Annotated in this window: 18 protein-coding genes; 1 reads left to right on the forward strand and 17 read right to left on the reverse strand. The window is 39.1% G+C overall.

Going from position 1 to position 15,964, the window contains the following annotated elements; genetic code table 11:
- Positions 1 to 85: 85 nt before the first annotated feature.
- From NSQ74_RS19470 to NSQ74_RS19490, 5 genes are all read right to left on the reverse strand, one after another.
- Positions 86 to 817 (reverse strand): pseudouridine synthase, encoded by a 732-nt coding sequence (locus NSQ74_RS19470; protein WP_340825530.1) that lies wholly within the window; start codon positions 815 to 817, stop codon positions 86 to 88.
- A 421-nt stretch (positions 818 to 1,238) separates the two neighbouring features.
- Positions 1,239 to 1,829, reverse strand: coding sequence for a hypothetical protein (locus tag NSQ74_RS19475; protein ID WP_340825531.1), 591 nt, complete (start codon positions 1,827 to 1,829; stop codon positions 1,239 to 1,241).
- Positions 1,830 to 1,956: 127 nt separating this feature from the next.
- Positions 1,957 to 3,027, reverse strand: a complete 1,071-nt coding sequence (locus tag NSQ74_RS19480) for a D-alanyl-D-alanine carboxypeptidase family protein (protein ID WP_340825532.1) — start codon at positions 3,025 to 3,027, stop codon at positions 1,957 to 1,959.
- A gap of 79 nt (positions 3,028 to 3,106) precedes the next feature.
- Complete coding sequence (scpB, locus tag NSQ74_RS19485) at positions 3,107 to 3,700, reverse strand: SMC-Scp complex subunit ScpB (RefSeq protein ID WP_340826510.1); 594 nt, start codon at positions 3,698 to 3,700, stop codon at positions 3,107 to 3,109.
- Positions 3,672 to 4,451, reverse strand: coding sequence for a segregation/condensation protein A (locus NSQ74_RS19490; RefSeq protein WP_340825533.1), 780 nt, complete (start codon positions 4,449 to 4,451; stop codon positions 3,672 to 3,674). The genes scpB and NSQ74_RS19490 overlap by 29 nt, the downstream gene beginning before the upstream one ends.
- A 55-nt stretch (positions 4,452 to 4,506) precedes the next feature.
- Between NSQ74_RS19490 and NSQ74_RS19495 the strand changes: the two genes are divergently transcribed.
- A complete protein-coding gene (locus NSQ74_RS19495; protein WP_340825534.1) occupies positions 4,507 to 5,010 on the forward strand; it encodes a DUF309 domain-containing protein in 504 nt (167 codons plus the stop codon).
- On the opposite strand, the gene NSQ74_RS19500 is transcribed toward NSQ74_RS19495, so the two are convergent.
- From NSQ74_RS19500 to NSQ74_RS19555, 12 genes are all read right to left on the reverse strand, one after another.
- The gene (locus NSQ74_RS19500; RefSeq protein ID WP_340825536.1) at positions 5,007 to 5,378 is read right to left on the reverse strand and encodes a GNAT family N-acetyltransferase; all 372 of its coding nucleotides are present in this window, start codon (positions 5,376 to 5,378) and stop codon (positions 5,007 to 5,009) included. The two genes, NSQ74_RS19495 and NSQ74_RS19500, sit on opposite strands and share 4 nt — an antisense overlap.
- A 199-nt stretch (positions 5,379 to 5,577) precedes the next feature.
- A complete protein-coding gene (gene lysA / locus NSQ74_RS19505) occupies positions 5,578 to 6,897 on the reverse strand; it encodes a diaminopimelate decarboxylase (RefSeq protein WP_340825537.1) in 1,320 nt (439 codons plus the stop codon).
- 223 nt (positions 6,898 to 7,120) lie between these two features.
- Complete coding sequence (locus tag NSQ74_RS19510) at positions 7,121 to 8,563, reverse strand: spore germination protein (RefSeq protein WP_340825538.1); 1,443 nt, start codon at positions 8,561 to 8,563, stop codon at positions 7,121 to 7,123.
- Between the two features lie 15 nt (positions 8,564 to 8,578).
- Positions 8,579 to 9,367, reverse strand: coding sequence for a SigF/SigG family RNA polymerase sporulation sigma factor (locus tag NSQ74_RS19515; protein ID WP_337981793.1), 789 nt, complete (start codon positions 9,365 to 9,367; stop codon positions 8,579 to 8,581).
- 10 nt (positions 9,368 to 9,377) lie between these two features.
- Positions 9,378 to 9,818, reverse strand: a complete 441-nt coding sequence (gene spoIIAB, locus NSQ74_RS19520; RefSeq protein WP_340825539.1) for an anti-sigma F factor — start codon at positions 9,816 to 9,818, stop codon at positions 9,378 to 9,380.
- Entirely contained in the window at positions 9,811 to 10,164 is a 354-nt protein-coding gene (gene spoIIAA / locus NSQ74_RS19525) for an anti-sigma F factor antagonist (protein ID WP_024361503.1), read from the reverse strand. The genes spoIIAB and spoIIAA overlap by 8 nt, the downstream gene beginning before the upstream one ends.
- Positions 10,165 to 10,595: 431 nt before the next feature.
- A complete protein-coding gene (locus NSQ74_RS19530; protein WP_340825540.1) occupies positions 10,596 to 11,846 on the reverse strand; it encodes a thymidine phosphorylase in 1,251 nt (416 codons plus the stop codon).
- Between the two features lie 13 nt (positions 11,847 to 11,859).
- On the reverse strand, positions 11,860 to 13,041 hold the full coding sequence (gene deoB, locus NSQ74_RS19535) for a phosphopentomutase (RefSeq protein WP_340825541.1): 1,182 nt from the start codon (positions 13,039 to 13,041) through the stop codon (positions 11,860 to 11,862).
- 133 nt (positions 13,042 to 13,174) lie between these two features.
- On the reverse strand, positions 13,175 to 14,077 hold the full coding sequence (xerD, locus tag NSQ74_RS19540; protein ID WP_340825542.1) for a site-specific tyrosine recombinase XerD: 903 nt from the start codon (positions 14,075 to 14,077) through the stop codon (positions 13,175 to 13,177).
- 175 nt (positions 14,078 to 14,252) lie between these two features.
- Positions 14,253 to 14,717: a ferric iron uptake transcriptional regulator gene (fur, locus tag NSQ74_RS19545; protein WP_340825543.1), complete on the reverse strand. Its 465-nt coding sequence runs from the start codon at positions 14,715 to 14,717 to the stop codon at positions 14,253 to 14,255.
- A 99-nt stretch (positions 14,718 to 14,816) separates the two neighbouring features.
- Positions 14,817 to 15,329: a hypothetical protein gene (locus NSQ74_RS19550; protein ID WP_340825544.1), complete on the reverse strand. Its 513-nt coding sequence runs from the start codon at positions 15,327 to 15,329 to the stop codon at positions 14,817 to 14,819.
- Between the two features lie 65 nt (positions 15,330 to 15,394).
- Positions 15,395 to 15,940, reverse strand: coding sequence for an NUDIX hydrolase (locus NSQ74_RS19555; RefSeq protein ID WP_340825545.1), 546 nt, complete (start codon positions 15,938 to 15,940; stop codon positions 15,395 to 15,397).
- Between the last annotated feature and the right edge of the window lie 24 nt (positions 15,941 to 15,964).

Here is a 15,964-nt window from a genome sequence, read left to right on the forward strand (position 1 = left end):
TGATTTATGAACGTTTCCACACGAGGAAAGTGAAAAACTCACTATACGTATAACGGTATGTTCACCTTCCATCGCTAATGTCCGTTTAGCCGAGTTGTCCCGTTTCAGCTAACACGCGTAATTGCTTGACTTCATGCTTCGACAATTCACGGTATTCTCCTGGTGTTAAACCATATAAATCTAAAAACGCAAAACGTTCACGTTTCAGTTTAACTACTGGTGTACCGATTGCCTCAAACATACGACGCACTTGACGATTTCGCCCTTCGTGAATAGTAATTTCACAAATCGCCTTGCCTGCTTGCTCATCAAAAGAAGTCATACTCACTTTTGCTGGTGCTGTTTTGCCATCTTCTAGTTTAATACCACGTTGTAGCTTTTTTAGACCCTCAATTGTAGGTATACCTTTTACTCGCGCAATGTACGTTTTATCAATTTTAAATTTCGGATGCGTCAACATAAAAGAAAACTCTCCATCATTTGTCAGTAATAATAATCCAGATGTATCATAATCTAGACGACCAACAGGGAAAATACGTTGCGGAATATGCTTAAATAAATCTGTGACAGTTTTGCGTCCTTTATCGTCCGTTACAGCAGAAATTGTTCCACGTGGTTTATATAGTAAGTAGTAGACTTTATCTTCTTTCTCAAGTTTGACACCCTCTACTTCAATTGTATCCGAGTTGGAAACTTTTGTTCCTAGCTCACGTACAACAACACCGTTTACCTTTACTTTACCTTCTACAATCAATTGCTCTGCTTTACGCCTTGAAGCGACACCCGCATAAGCAATAACTTTTTGTAATCTTTCCATTCTTTCACCTCTAGTTAAAAATGTAACCTTTTTAAGGTTATTTTTCCCGTCAATCTGTGAAAATTATGTCATACTTTTGTGTAATATAAAAGAGAAACTAATTTTGTACTAGTAATACGATAATTCTAAATAGTGTATTATTTGCTAGTTTATCGATTATTTGTCTTAGCGTAACATAAAGATTCATCGATGTTTGCTATTTATTTCTAATATGGACGAATCAACAAAATGCAAATCGCATTTAGAAAAGATATTTTATAAAGTGTCAGGCACTCAAACAATTCTGAATATTCACGACACTATCAACAACCTTATCCAAGTAAACATCTACTTACACTTCTGTCGGAACGCACACAAAGGTCCGTCTTAGTGCCAGGCACTCGAACAATAAAAAAAGCTGCACTCTTTAGGCAGCTTTTTATTATTCATTTTCACTATATACATTTTCGATTGTAATGCCACTTTTACTTAATTCATAATTGATAAATGCCTTCGCTTTTGCTAACTTCGCCGTTAAAGATTGTTCGATTGTCGAACCATCGTTTAATGTGAATATAAGCTTATCTGGTTTAGTTACGCCATCTTTCTGCACATTTGTTTGTTCGACTTTAACAATCTCTTTCCAGCTTGTCGAGTCTTCTTGCAAGCTAAAAAAATTATTCGTATGTAACCCTTTTTCATCAATAATTTGATAATGATTGATACATAAAAATAAAATCGCTAGAACGAGCAGCCATGATGTACCAACGATTGTTCGTTGGACATTTCTCCCCTTTTTTGTAGTGGGAGTAATCAATAAATTTATTAATAAAATTATTGCCATCGCAATTAAGACAAACATCAAAATAATATATGCTTTAAAAATGGTCTCAAAAAGGTAATATTCGTGCGGTCGGTAAAGAAGCTCTTGAATGGGAAATAGCAAAATAAATGGTGCTGTAAAGCTTGAAAGAAATAAAATAATGATAATAGCGATTTGAGTTTGCTTACGGTTATTTTCACTAGTAGCCATAATAGTATACCTCCTAATGCTTCCATATTATAACTCTCATTATTTTACACCATTTACAATAAATATAAAATAGTTTCTAGTAAACAATATACCATATTATGCATTATAAAAAATCAGCGCATCGCTTTTAACGATCCGCTGATTCTACTTTAACAGGCGTTGCATAAATACGCTCTTCCCCGATAAATATCGAAAGTACTGCTTCCTTTCTTTTTCTGGACACTTGAAGTACTTGCCTAACTGTCTTTTTTTCCTCTTTGTTTAATTGCAATTGAATTGGTTGCTCTAAACGGATAGCCAGTTTATCGTTGACATTGTATTTCCCCTTTTTCACAACCGTCTCCATATTATAATTTTTCCAAACCTCATTCGCTAAACCTCGATGCATATTCCAGTCATCAGATTCATTTAAAGTGACAACAATACATGTTTGCCCATCTTTATGAAAAGCAGTTGCCAATGTTCTTCCAGCGACCTTTGTAAAACCAGTCTTTCCAGCAAAAGCAGTACCTGTTGCTGATTTTAATGAACTTACAGGTTGCTCCGTCTCATCATCTACATCAGCTGCGACTCCTGAGCCTTCTCGTAATAAGCGGTGTTTATTTTCCCACAGCATGCCGTTTTCTGTATTGGCACGATAAAGGACAGTAGATGCAATTTTTTCAAAGGTTTTATTTTGGAGAGCTAACCTCAACATCTCCGCTGTATCTCTTGCAGAAGATAAATGCTCATCATGATGCAAGCCAGACGGGTTCATAAAAACTGTATTTGTGAGGCCAGCAATCACCGCTCGTTCATTCATTAATTTGACAAAACCTTCAACTGAACCACCTGCATGCTCAGCTAATGCAGTTGCAGCATCATTGCCAGATCGGAGCATTAAGCCATAAAGCAAGGTTTCAACTGTTACCGTCTCACCAGCTTGCAAATAAATAGACGAACCTTCAGCCATTGCAGCCCTTGGAGAAATGACTACTTCATCTTGTAGATCACTGTTTTCAATGGCGACGAGAGCTGTCCAAATTTTTGTTAAACTTGCGATTGGGAGCCTTGCATCACTATTAGTACCTGATAATACGCGGCCTGTGTCGCCGTCTAACACAACATATCCGCTTCCGCCTCTTGCCAAACCATTTTGTGGAAAAACTAAAATTCCAACTACTACCATGAACAACATTACTCGTAGTAACCGTAGCAACAAGCCACTCCTTATTATAAGTGATAGATAAGTAAAAACTATTAAACTAAAAAGGAAAGCGACGAGCACATTTCCTCTATTACTTAACGCCGTTAAAAGTTTCTTGGAATTTGGTCATAAATAAATCCGTTTCTTGCTCTGTATCTCCATTTTCCTCCTCAGGTAATGGAGGCATTTCTTCAATACTATTTAAACCAAAGTAATTTAAGAACTCTTTCGTTGTGCCATATAAAATAGCACGTCCAGTTCCCTCTGAACGGCCAACCTCTTTCACTAGCCCTCTGGAAGCCAGTGTTTGCAGTGGCCGTTCACATTTTACGCCTCGTAAATCTTCAATCGCTACCCTTGTAATAGGTTGTTTATACGCCACTATAGCCAATACTTCTAAGGATGCCTGAGATAATGATTGTGCTGTCGGATTCTCTACTAATTTTTGTATCGTATCTGCAAGCTCATGCTTTGTAATTAACTGGTAAACGCCAGCCATTTCTTTAATTGTAATTCCTCTATTTTCATCTTCGTCAAATGCTGTACGTAATGCATCCATAGCTTGTGCAACAACTTCTTCTGCATCACCAAGTAAGTGTGCTAATTGCTTAATCGTTAAGCCATCATCTCCCACAACAAATAATAAAGCTTCAATTCTACTTTGTAGGATCATTGTTTTCGTCATCATCCCATTCCTCCTTCTGTAATGTGACCGTTAGTTCTTCAAAATTACCGTCTTGCTCTACAATGACAATCTGACGTTTCATCAGTTCCAGCAGTGATAGAAACGTTAAAATCAGTGTTGGTTTATCTTCATAGGGAAAAAGCTCGAAAAATGATGCACGTCCACCTGTGGAACGTAAAGAATTCACAACCGAACGCATTTGATCTTTAACCGAGCGTTCCTGTCTCGTGACAGTTGTTTTTAATGGCTTTTTTAATTTTTTTCTGCGCATCAGCTTTTGGAAGGCACCAAGCATATCATATATATTGACATTCATATCGAACAACGCCATTTGCTCATCTGATGCCAATCCCGATAAATCTGTTGGTGGTCTCGTAAACACCTGCGCTCTATCTGATTCAAGCTCCTGTAAGTTGCCTGCCGCTTCTTTATATTTTTTATACTCTATTAAACGTTGAACCAGTTCCTCACGAGGGTCAGGTCCATCGACTTCAATTTCCGCATCCTCTAGCTCTCCTTCATGTATCGGTAAGAGCATACGACTTTTTATGGCTAAGAGTGTAGCAGCCATCACTAAATACTCACTCGCCTCATTTAATTCCAGTACCTGCATCGCATGGATATGATCTATATATTGTTGCGTAATTTCAGCCATTGGAATATCATAGATATCAATTTCCAATCTGTGAATTAAGTGCAATAATAAATCAAGAGGTCCTGAAAAGGCTTCTAATTTTACTTCATAAGACATTATTTTACCACCCTGATCTTCAATGTTCTTTTAGTATAGTGGAAAGGAGTCCAAAATGCATCCACAGCACCATACTTTATTTATTGATTACTGTGCCTATTTCAATGGCAATGGGGATTTTTTTGAATGCCATGAAGTACTCGAGGAATATTGGAAGGACATCGCGCCTGGCAATAAAAATCATCCTCTTGTAGGTTATGTTCAATTAGCGACAGGATTATATCATTGGCGTCGCGGCAACGCAACTGGTGCTTTCAAAATCCTACATAAAGCACTCAATAATTTTCAACTCAATAAAGGAAATGTGTTTTTTCATGAAATAGACTACACAATTCTTATCACAAAATTAACCGAAACGCTCAACAACATTCGAATGGGCAAGTCCTTTCAAGCGTTTCAATTACCACTAATGCCCGCTTTACATGATTTAGTGATGGCGCGCATACTACTTTTACCGGAAAGTAGCGCTGATTATCTTCTTCATAAACATATGCTCCGTGATCGCTCACATATTCTTGCTGAACGACAAGAAAGCAAACAAAGAAAAAGCAGACGTTAATTTTCGTCTGCTTTTTCTTCATTACATTGTATACATTTTTGAACAAATTCACGCGTTTCATCCGTTGCACGCACATGTTCGTATTGGCCAAGTTCTGCTACTTCTTGTAGCATTTCTTTTGCCACACCTTCACCTCTATAAGATGGAACTACAGAAACGTGCTGAATAGTTGCTGTGTTATTGTCTACTACAAGCCCGACGATACCAACATACTCATCGTTCTTTTTCCATAAATATAATACCCAATTCTCATCATTTTCATAAGATTGGATTGTCTCTGTGAGCTTTTTAATGTCTTTTTCGTTAGGCATAAACGAGAGTAGCCCCATCGCTATTTTCTCGAAAGCTTTTTTATATCGAATTAACATATTTGTCTATTCCCTCTTTTTCTAGCTGTACATAATCTTTGACTATCCTACACGATTTGTACTATTACCGCAAGCCAATTTCTGTCTTACGAACCAGGGCCGAGAATACCTTTTGATGCTAACACCCAATAGACAACGCCCCACAATAAAATAAAAGTCGTCATGGACGCTAATAATACCCATTTATTTTTTCTCAAATTCATTCACCCTTTTTTAACGTTAACGGGAGATCATTTTGTACAATATCTTCATAACTTTCACGTTTAATGGCTAATTGGTGCTGTCCATTTTCTACAAATACCACTGCTGGACGTGGTACACGATTGTAGTTGCTCGCCATCGAATAGCCATATGCCCCTGTACAGAAGATTGCTAGTACATCACCTGAAGCTGCTTCTTGTAATTTTGCATCGATAATCAATTTATCGCCCGATTCACAAAGTTTTCCAGCTACAGTGTACGTTTCTTCTTTAGGTGCATTGGCTTTACTCGCAATGACCGCCTCGTATTTCGCATCGTAAAGTGCAGGACGAATATTATCACTCATTCCACCATCAACTGCAATGTAGTTCCGTACATCTGGTACTGTTTTTTGAGAACCTATTGTATAAAGTGATGTTCCTGCATCGCCAACCAGTGAACGACCTGGTTCAATCCAGATTTCTGGCATCGTTAGCCCAAGTACCGTTGCTTTATTTTTCACAACTGTAATCATGTCCTCAACATATACTTGCGGCTCAAGCGGTGCGTCTTCTTCTGTATAGCGAATACCAAAGCCCCCACCTAAGTTTAACACAGTGCACGTAAAACCGTGAGTCTTGTTCCAGTTAGAAATCTTGTCGATTAATTTTTCTCCCGCTAAACCAAAGCCAGCTGTATCAAAAATTTGAGAGCCTATATGGCAATGTAAGCCTAAAAGCTGTAAGTATTCATGTTTAAATGTTTGCTCGAATGCTTCATCTGCTTGGCCGTTGTTTAAGTCAAAGCCAAATTTAGAATCAGCTTGCCCTGTCGTAATGAAATCATGTGTATGTGCCTCAACACCTGGTGTGACACGTAACAAAATACGCATGTTTTGCTGACGGCGCTCTGAAATTTCTTTTAAAAGCTTAATTTCATAGAAGTTATCTACTACAATACAACCAATTTTTGAGTCAAAGGCTAGCTCTAATTCGGCAATACTTTTATTATTGCCATGGAAGTGAATGCGCTCTGCAGGGAATCCAGCTTTTAATGCTGTAAATAGCTCCCCTCCAGAGACAACATCCAATGATAGATTTTCCTCTGCTGCTAATTGATACACCGCCACACATGCAAATGCTTTTGAAGCATAAGCTACTTCTGCTTTTACACCTAGTTTTTTAAATGTATCGATAAAGCTGCGTGCACGCTTCCGAATAAGCGCCGTATCGTACACAAAAAGTGGTGTACCGTATACTTTTGCAAGCTCTAATGTGTCTACTTGTCCTATTGTTAAATGTCCATCTTCAGAAATCGCTTGTGTTCCATATAAATGCATTTGCATCTCTCCCTTTTCACGTATCCATTTTGTAACAATTGCACCTCATGGTGTACCCAAAAACTTAGTTTTGAAAACATCCAATCGAGACATTATCTTTTACGAGCATGTCAATGGCTCATTGCTCATACCATTTGGGCATGCTAACAAAAATAATTTTTGCAAAAATCACAAAATACTATAGGTGAACTTTATCACATGAAAAAAGTGAGTGCAACGGCTCCTATGATCTTTTTCGCTGTTTGGAATCGACAACAAAAGGTCTTAATGCATCCGATGTCATTGGGAAACGGATAATTACCCGAAGCATCGCTGTTGGGAAAAAAGGTACGAGCGGCCACAAATACGGCGCTTGTAACGGACGTAATGAACATAAATACGTAAATAATATAAATAACCCAATGAATAATCCATCCGCCCCCCAAATGCCTGTCATAAGGAGCAAGAAAATTCTAAAGAGCTTAATGGAAATACTTAGCTCATAGGATGGAATAATAAATGTAAATATCGCTCCTACTGCTGTATATAACACAACTTCTGATGAGAAAACGCCAACATCAATCGCGATTTGTCCAATGATTACCCCTGCTACTAATCCCATTGCAGTGGACAATGGCGTAGGGGTATGAATGGCGGCCATCCTTAAAAATTCAATCCCTATATCAGCTATTAGAATTTGCAGTAATATTGGAATATGTGATTTTTCCTGACTACCTAAAAAGGACAAGGTGTCAGGTAATAACGATTCGTTCGTTACAAATAAGTACCATAATGGTAGTAATAGTAACCCCATAATCGTTCCGAAATAACGCATAAAACGAACAAATGTCCCAACAATTGGCGCTTGTCTGTATTCTTCAGCGTGCTGCAATAAATGGAAAATTGTAATAGGTACTAAAATAACTGAAGGTGAAGTATCCACCATAATGGCCACATGGCCCTCTAATAAATGAGCAGCGACAATGTCGGGTCGTTCTGTATAACGTACAAATGGTATTGGGTGAAACTTTTGCTTAAATAGCCACTCCTCTAGAGATTTATCGGCCATTGTCAAACCATCATGGTTAATTTGACCAAGACGCTGTCGCAATTTATCGAGCATTTCCTCATTTGCAATATCCTTCATAAACGCAATTGCGACATCGGTTTGACCGATTTTGGATATTTTATGTAGCTCGAAACGTAAATTACTGTTGCGAATGCGTCGACGCACTAAAGCTGTATTTTGTGAAATCCCTTCCGTAAAGCCATCCCTTGAACCACGTATTACCTTTTCATTATCAGGCTCTTCTGGTGATCGGCCTGGATAATTTCGCAGCTCAGCAACATAACAGTAACCACCTTTAGTGATAAATGTTACTTGTCCACTTAAAATGGCGAGCAAATAGGCTTTACGCTCTGTTTCTTCAGAACGACCATGAAAATTGAAAATTGTTTCAAAATATTCTTTCTCATCGTCAATATCGATGTCTTCTTCAGGTAACATACTAGATAGTAGCTGTGTTAGGGCTTCCCCATCTACAAGCCCACTAATATATGCACAAAGAACCGGCAAATCTTTGACAAATAAATGCTTAATTCCAACGTCAAATGATTCGCCGTCCCCAAATTGCTCTTTAAGAAAATCTTCGGCTTCTTCTAAGCTGTTAAATAGTTTATTTGTCATGGTGTCACCATTTTCTTAGATGTCTTTTTCTACTCCATGTTCGACTGTGGCACTCGTGGCCATCCAGCTTTTTAACTGCGCTAAAATCTTTTTCTCTAAACGAGATACTTGTACTTGTGAAATACCAAGCCTGTTGGCAATTTCAGTTTGTGTACAGTCTGAAAAATATCGTAAATAAATAATGGATTGCTCTCTGGGGTCTAATCTTGTTAGCACTTCTTTAAGCGGAATATACTCAAATGGTTGCTCAGATTTTTCATCCTTCATTTGGTCCATTAACGTAATAGAATCCCCTTCACTTTCATACAATTGCTCATGTAAAGAAGCAGGATCCCTTAAAGCATCCGATGCCGTTACGATTTCCTCTGTCGTAACACCAAGTACTTGTGCTAAATCTTGAATGGTCGGTGGATGCTCATTGTTCTTAATAAATTCGTCAGTTGCATGGCGTATTTTAAAGTTAAGCTCACGAATCGAGCGGCTCACCTTCACCATGCCATCATCCCTTAAGAAGCGCTGTATTTCGCCGATAATCATCGGCACCGCATATGTGGAAAACTTCACATCGTATGCTAGATCAAACTTATCTACAGATTTCATAAGCCCTATACAGCCAATTTGAAATAAATCTTCGAGCTCCACGCCCCTTGTAGTAAAGCGTTGGACGATGGACCATACAAGTCTCGTATTCCCCTCAATCATTCGTTTACGAGCTTCATGGTCGCCCTGTTGTGAACGCGCAATTAAATCACGCATTTCCTCCTGTGACAAAAGCTTATCGGACGACTGTTCTATCGGCTTCACGATAGCAACCTCACATTACCGCCGTGCGAACCGAGTAAAATTTTTTCGTAAACGTTACTGTTGTACCTTGTTGCCATTTAGACATTACTGTCAGTTGATCTGAAAAGCTATCCATAATTGTAAAGCCCATTCCGGAACGTTCCATTGCACTTTTCGTTGTAAACAAAGGTTCCATTGCTTGACTCACATCTGCAATACCAACCCCGTTATCCATTACAGATACGGTTACAATATCATCTTCGCGCTTTGCATGAACTGTAACAACACCTTTGCCATCCTCTTCGTAACCGTGGATAATGGCATTGGAAACAGCTTCCGAGACAACTGTTTTAAATTCTGATAGTTCATCAATTGTTGGGTCTAATTGTGCGATAAAGCCCGTAATAGCCACACGTGCCAAAGCTTCATTTTCGCTAATTGCTAAAAAAGTTAATGTCATTTCGTTATCCATTTACAATCCCCCTAACTCGATCAATCGCTTCTTCCTCTGTTGCATCCATCATCCACGGACCTAAACCTGAAAATTGAAATACTTTTCGCATTGTCGGCGATGGATTCAATAAAATTGTTCTTCCAGCCACTGCCTCTAATTCACGCATCCGACCAAGCACAAGGCCTACACCCGAACTATCCATAAACGATAGTCGCTCGAAATTCCAAATGATGGTCGTTACAGCGCCTTGAAAAATTGCTGTAGAAATTTTAGCCCGAATTTGCTCAACTGCATGATGATCGAGCTCACCAAATAAACGTATAACCACTGTCTCTCTCGTTACCATTTCTAATTGAAAATGCATGAACATCGCCTCCTCCTCGTGCAATTCCACATTCCATATAACAAATCCTTGCTGTTGACATAACTAGTGCCAAGTCCCTCGAAATAGTGTAAAATCGACATTCTTATTGCTTTTAGGTTAAGTGCAGTATGGGATAATTAAGAAGGTTTTAAACGTGGTCTACATTTTTTGTAAGTGTAACTGCGTAGGAGGCTTTTATATGTAGGTAATTGGTAAAATAGTTGCCGAACAACAAAAGAAAAAAGTGTTAGATTGACTGCAGTCAATCTAACACTTTTTTGCAATGTCGTTGATAATTTACTAAGGAGGACGCTTTCCACGGGCACACTGTAAGCCACAACCGTCGCTATCGCTTCACCAGTTGCGTCTTGCATGCCTCCCGCAGAAGTATACGCCTCCGCTACCATCAACTAGCGTATTCTGTTTTTTATTTATGCAATTGTATAAGCTTGCTGTACTTTATCGACTGTTTCCTCATTGATTTCACTGTTTGAATACAGATAAGCAATCGTTTCACCAGCCGTTACACGGTCACCTTTTTTTGCGACTAGTTGAATACCCGCATCATAATCTAGTGCGGATTCCTTCGTTAAGCGACCTGCACCAAGACTAACGCTTGCCTCACCAATCATTAATGCATTAATAGACTCTACAACGCCTTCTGACGCTGCTGTTACCGCAATCTTATGAGCCGTGTCATTTTGCACAATATCCGCTAAATCTCCGCCTTGTGCCACTATAAATTCCTCAAACTTAGCCGCTGCAGATCCGTCCTCTAACACTTTCTTAACTGCCGCTACTGCTGTTGCTTCATCCACTCCAGCTGCAATCTGATACATAAGTGAAGAAATAATGATGCACTCCTCAAATAAATCAGCGTGCGTCTCCTCTAAACGACCACTTAGTAAGGCATATGCCTCCACTACTTCAAGCTTATTACCAATCATTTTTCCGAGTGGATTATCCATATCACTAATATGTGCGACTACTTTACGTCCTAGTTTTTCACCAATCGCTGTCATCGCCTCAGCTAATTTTTTAGCTTCTTCTTCAGTTTTCATAAATGCGCCAGAACCACATTTGACATCTAACACAATGCCATCTGCGCCACTTGCAATTTTTTTACTCATAATAGACGCAGCAATTAACGGAATAGAATCGACAGTACCCGTTACATCACGCAATGCATAAAGTTTTTTGTCTGCTGGCACGAGATTACCCGTTTGACCAGCAACAGCAATTTTATGTTTATTGACATTATCAATAAATTCTTGTGAAGACAGCTCTGTTTTTAAGCCTCGAATCGATTCTAGTTTGTCAATTGTACCACCTGTAATACCAAGGCCTTTACCACTAAACTTCGCCACTGGAATGCCTAGTGAAGCAATAATCGGTGTTACGATTAACGTTACTTTGTCACCAACACCACCTGTTGAATGTTTATCAATTTTAAAGCCTTCGATCGAAGTTAAATCAATGACATCTCCTGATTCAATCATTGCCTTCGTTAAATAAAAAGTTTCTTCATCTGTCATGCCAATTAAGCGAATGGCCATTAGCAAAGAGCTTGCCTGATAATCTGGAATAGAACCTGTTGTATAGCCTTCAACAAAGTATTGAATTTCTGCCTGTGAAAGCTCCTTACCTTGTTTTTTCTTTTCAAATAGTTGCACCATATTCATGGAAAATTCCTCCTTATTTTAAATCATTTAAGAAACTTTTACCGAATGGTGGTGCTTCTACATTGAAGTTTTCAGCGACAGTTGCGGCAATATCTGCAAAAGTCTCACGTAGAGCTAGCTCGCTACCACCTTTAAAACGTGGTGAATAGATAATTAGTGGTACGTATTCACGTGTATGATCTGTGCCAGGGAATGTCGGATCATTTCCGTGGTCAGCTGTAATCATAAGTAAGTCATCTTCTGTCATTGCCTCTAAAATTTCAGGAAGGCGTGCATCAAATTCTTGTAGGGCATTGCCATAGCCAAGTGGATCACGACGATGTCCAAAATTCGCATCAAAATCTACTAAATTTAAGAAGCTTATCCCGTGGAAATCACGTCGTGCAACCTCTGCAAATTGGTCCATGCCGTCCATATTATTTTTTGTACGAACTGCATCAGTAACCCCTTCACCATTGAAAATATCTGAAATTTTACCGATAGCGATTACATCTAATCCTGCATCCATTAATGCATTCATCGTTGTGCGACCAAATGGCTTTAACGCATAATCATGACGATTTGGCGTACGCGTAAAGTTACCTGGTGTACCGATAAATGGTCGTGCTATAACGCGTCCTACTAAGTACTCTGGCTGCAATGTTAATTCACGTGCAATTTCGCAAATTTTATAAAGTTCTTCAAGTGGAATGATTTCTTCATGTGCAGCAATTTGTAATACAGGATCAGCAGATGTGTAGACAATGATTGCCCCTGTGTCCATATGTTCTTGCCCAAAATCATCAATCACTTGTGTGCCACTTGCTGGCTTATTACATAGTACTTTTCGGCCTGTACGTTGTTCAAGCTCCGCAATAAGTTCAGCGGGGAATCCTTCTGGGTACACTTTAAATGGTTTATCGATGTTAAGACCCATAATCTCCCAGTGACCTGTCATTGTGTCTTTCCCAACAGATGCTTCCTGCATTTTACCGTAGTATGCTTTTGGCGCATCCACTGCTTGCATTCCTTGAAGCGCCTCAATATTTGCTAAGCCAAACGATTCCATAACGGGCATTGTAAGCCCATTCATTTTTTCAGCGATATGGCCTAATGTATGTGCGCCTACATCTCCGAATTTAGCTGCGTCTGGTGCCTCACCAATCCCAACTGAATCCATTACAACGACATGGATTTTTTTAAATGGTTTATTCATAATTGTTGCCTCCTAATCTCACGACTCCATTTTACCAAAAACAAGCTAAAGGATAAAGGTCAGACATCCGACTAAGGTAAATATTTATTCTTTTATACGAAAAGAGACTCGATCCATCGCTTATTTTTCTATGTTAAGCACGTGGATGGTACTGCTTATATACCTCAGAAAGTCTCGTTTTACTAATATGCGTATAAATTTGGGTTGTAGAAATATCTGCATGACCTAGCATCTCCTGCACTGCACGTAAATCAGCTCCATTCTCTACTAAATGGGTAGCAAACGAATGGCGTAAAGTATGCGGTGTAAGCTCATGCTGGATGCCTGCCTTTAATGCGTGCTCCTTCATTAATTTCCAACAACCTTGTCTAGTTAAACGTTTTCCACGTTGATTTATAAAAAATGCATCTGTTTTTGGATATTTCCCTTGTAATGTTCCTCTTGCGCCATCTAAATAAACACTTAAAGCAGAAAGGGCGCTTTTTCCTAGTGGAATGATGCGTTCTTTGCCGCCCTTTCCAAATACACGTACAAAGCCCATTGTCAGATGAATATCAGCTAAATCAAGTGCAATCAGCTCACTAATACGCATACCAGAGCCATATAGCAGCTCTAGCATCGCCACATCACGAATACCTTGCGGCTTACTGCGGTTCGGCGCTGTCAGTAAAGCTTCTATTTCTTCTATGGAAAGGATATTCGGAAGTTTTTGTTCAATCGTTGGCATTTCTAAATGGACTGTTGGATCTGATTCTGTTCGCTTTTCTCGAAGTAAAAATTGGTGGAAACTACGAATCGATGAAATATGGCGCGCAACAGTACGGCTTGTCTTCCCTTGCATACGCAGTTGTTCTAAATGACGTAATATAGTTGTCCGTTCAACATGCCGAAAATCAGTCATCCCTTCAGCTTCTTGCAAAAAATGTACATAGTTTTCTAAGTCTCGGCGATAGGATGCTAATGTATTAACGGATAATTGCCGCTCTACCTGGATAAAATGGATATAATCCTCTATTGCATATTGAAATTCATTCATCACAACGCCCCCTCACTGTCAATTATTCTCTATTTTAGCACGCCTATAAAAAAAGTGCGAAAGGGCTCACTTCAATCGAATTGACTAGTTTAATAGAAAGTCCAAGCATACAAGTGAAAAAACAAAAAACTGCCTAATGTAATCTATACGTAAGATTTCATCAGACAGTTTTTCGTTATTGTTCTTCATTCGTTTCGTCGGTTTTATCATGACAACGCCAGCAAATACCGTGGAAAGTTAGTCGGTGATCTTTTATAATAAAGTTCCAACGTTTCTCAACAACGGCTTCCACATCCTCAAGTAAATCTTCTTGAATTTCATCTACAGCACCGCACTCGATACAAACTAGATGATGGTGGAAATGTGCAGCTCCTTCTTGGCGCAAATCATAGCGTGATACGCCATCGCCAAAGTTGATTTTGTCGACGATTTTAAGCTCTGTTAGTAATTCTAATGTTCTATAAACAGTAGCCAGACCTATTTCAGGTGCCTTATCTTTTACTAAAAGATAGACATCCTCTGCACTTAAGTGGTCCTCTTCGTGCTCTAGCAAAACAGCAACTGTTGCTTCTCGCTGCGGCGTCAGCTTATAACTAGCACTATGCAACTGTTTTTTAATACGATCAATACGGCTTTCCATGTGACGCCCCCCTAAACTCATTTCATTATACCAAAGGAGTAAATCCTATTACAAGATAGTGAGTAGATTTCAAATGCATTTATGCTTTTAGCTGTTTCTTCACTTGAGTACATACGATATTACAATAAACTCAGCAACTATTATGATGAAAAAAGCGATAAAATTCAACAAAATTGTCCGTCCATTCATCTTTTTCCCGATTTTTCGCTTCGACCAGGCGGGTACAAGTAAATTACATAATACTAGCAACAATATACAATAGATAAGCTGAAATGGAAACCACCAAATCGTATATAGCCAAAACGCCTCAAGTTTTTGCAGTAAAAATACGGAGCTAAATCCAAAAAAAGTTGCGCGCATCGCGACTGTAACACGTACTAAAACTTTCAAGACACTATGTGTAGCAAGTAACAATACAATTCCGACTGAAGCGGCGACAGGTAGCACTAAACGAAAAATAGATTGCCTGTCCACATCTGCTAAACGAGGTTCTATAAATAAAATAAAAGGCTCTGCATTCGCCCCTCCAATAATATGAAAGCAGATGACGCCACAAACGAAGCTCACTGCAACAATTGATGCGTGATAAAATAGAGAAACCGTACGAGACATTAGCATGCTCCTTTTCTATCAAGGTTTGTACAGCTTATGCTCGTCCGCTTCTATTATGCTAAACTTTATTTATCTTGTTGCAATGCAAACCAAAGCACGGCAAACGCTGTCTTAGCGTCATATATACGCCCATCAGCGACCATCGCTTGTGCCTCTTCCAACGAAACTTCTAGTAATTCGACAAATTCATCTTCATCTAGTTCTGCGCTATTTTCAATCTGATATAAATCTGTTCCTACAAATAGATGAATCACTTCATCTGCAAAGCCTGGTGAAGTGGCAAACGCTTGTAAATACTCGAATTGATGTGCACCATAGCCTGTCTCTTCTTCTAGTTCTCGACGAGCAGTATAAATCGGTTCCTCACCTATTTCAAGTTTACCAGCAGGAATTTCTACAATAGAACGCTCAAGCGCTTTACGATATTGCTCAACCATAACGAGCTTGCCTTCGTTGGTAATGGCAATGATTGCTACCGCACCTGGATGCTTAATAATTTCACGCTTAGCCGACTTGCCATTTGGTAATGTGACATCATCGACCTGTAACTTAACGATTTTCCCATCATAAATTGATGTCGTTTGTGTCGTTCTTTCTTCAAACTTTTTCATTGCCCATAACCTCGCTTGTTCTTC

Origin of the sequence: Lysinibacillus sp. FSL W8-0992, assembly GCF_038008685.1 — a bacterium.
In the GTDB taxonomy this organism is placed as follows: Bacteria; Bacillota; Bacilli; order Bacillales_A; family Planococcaceae; genus Lysinibacillus.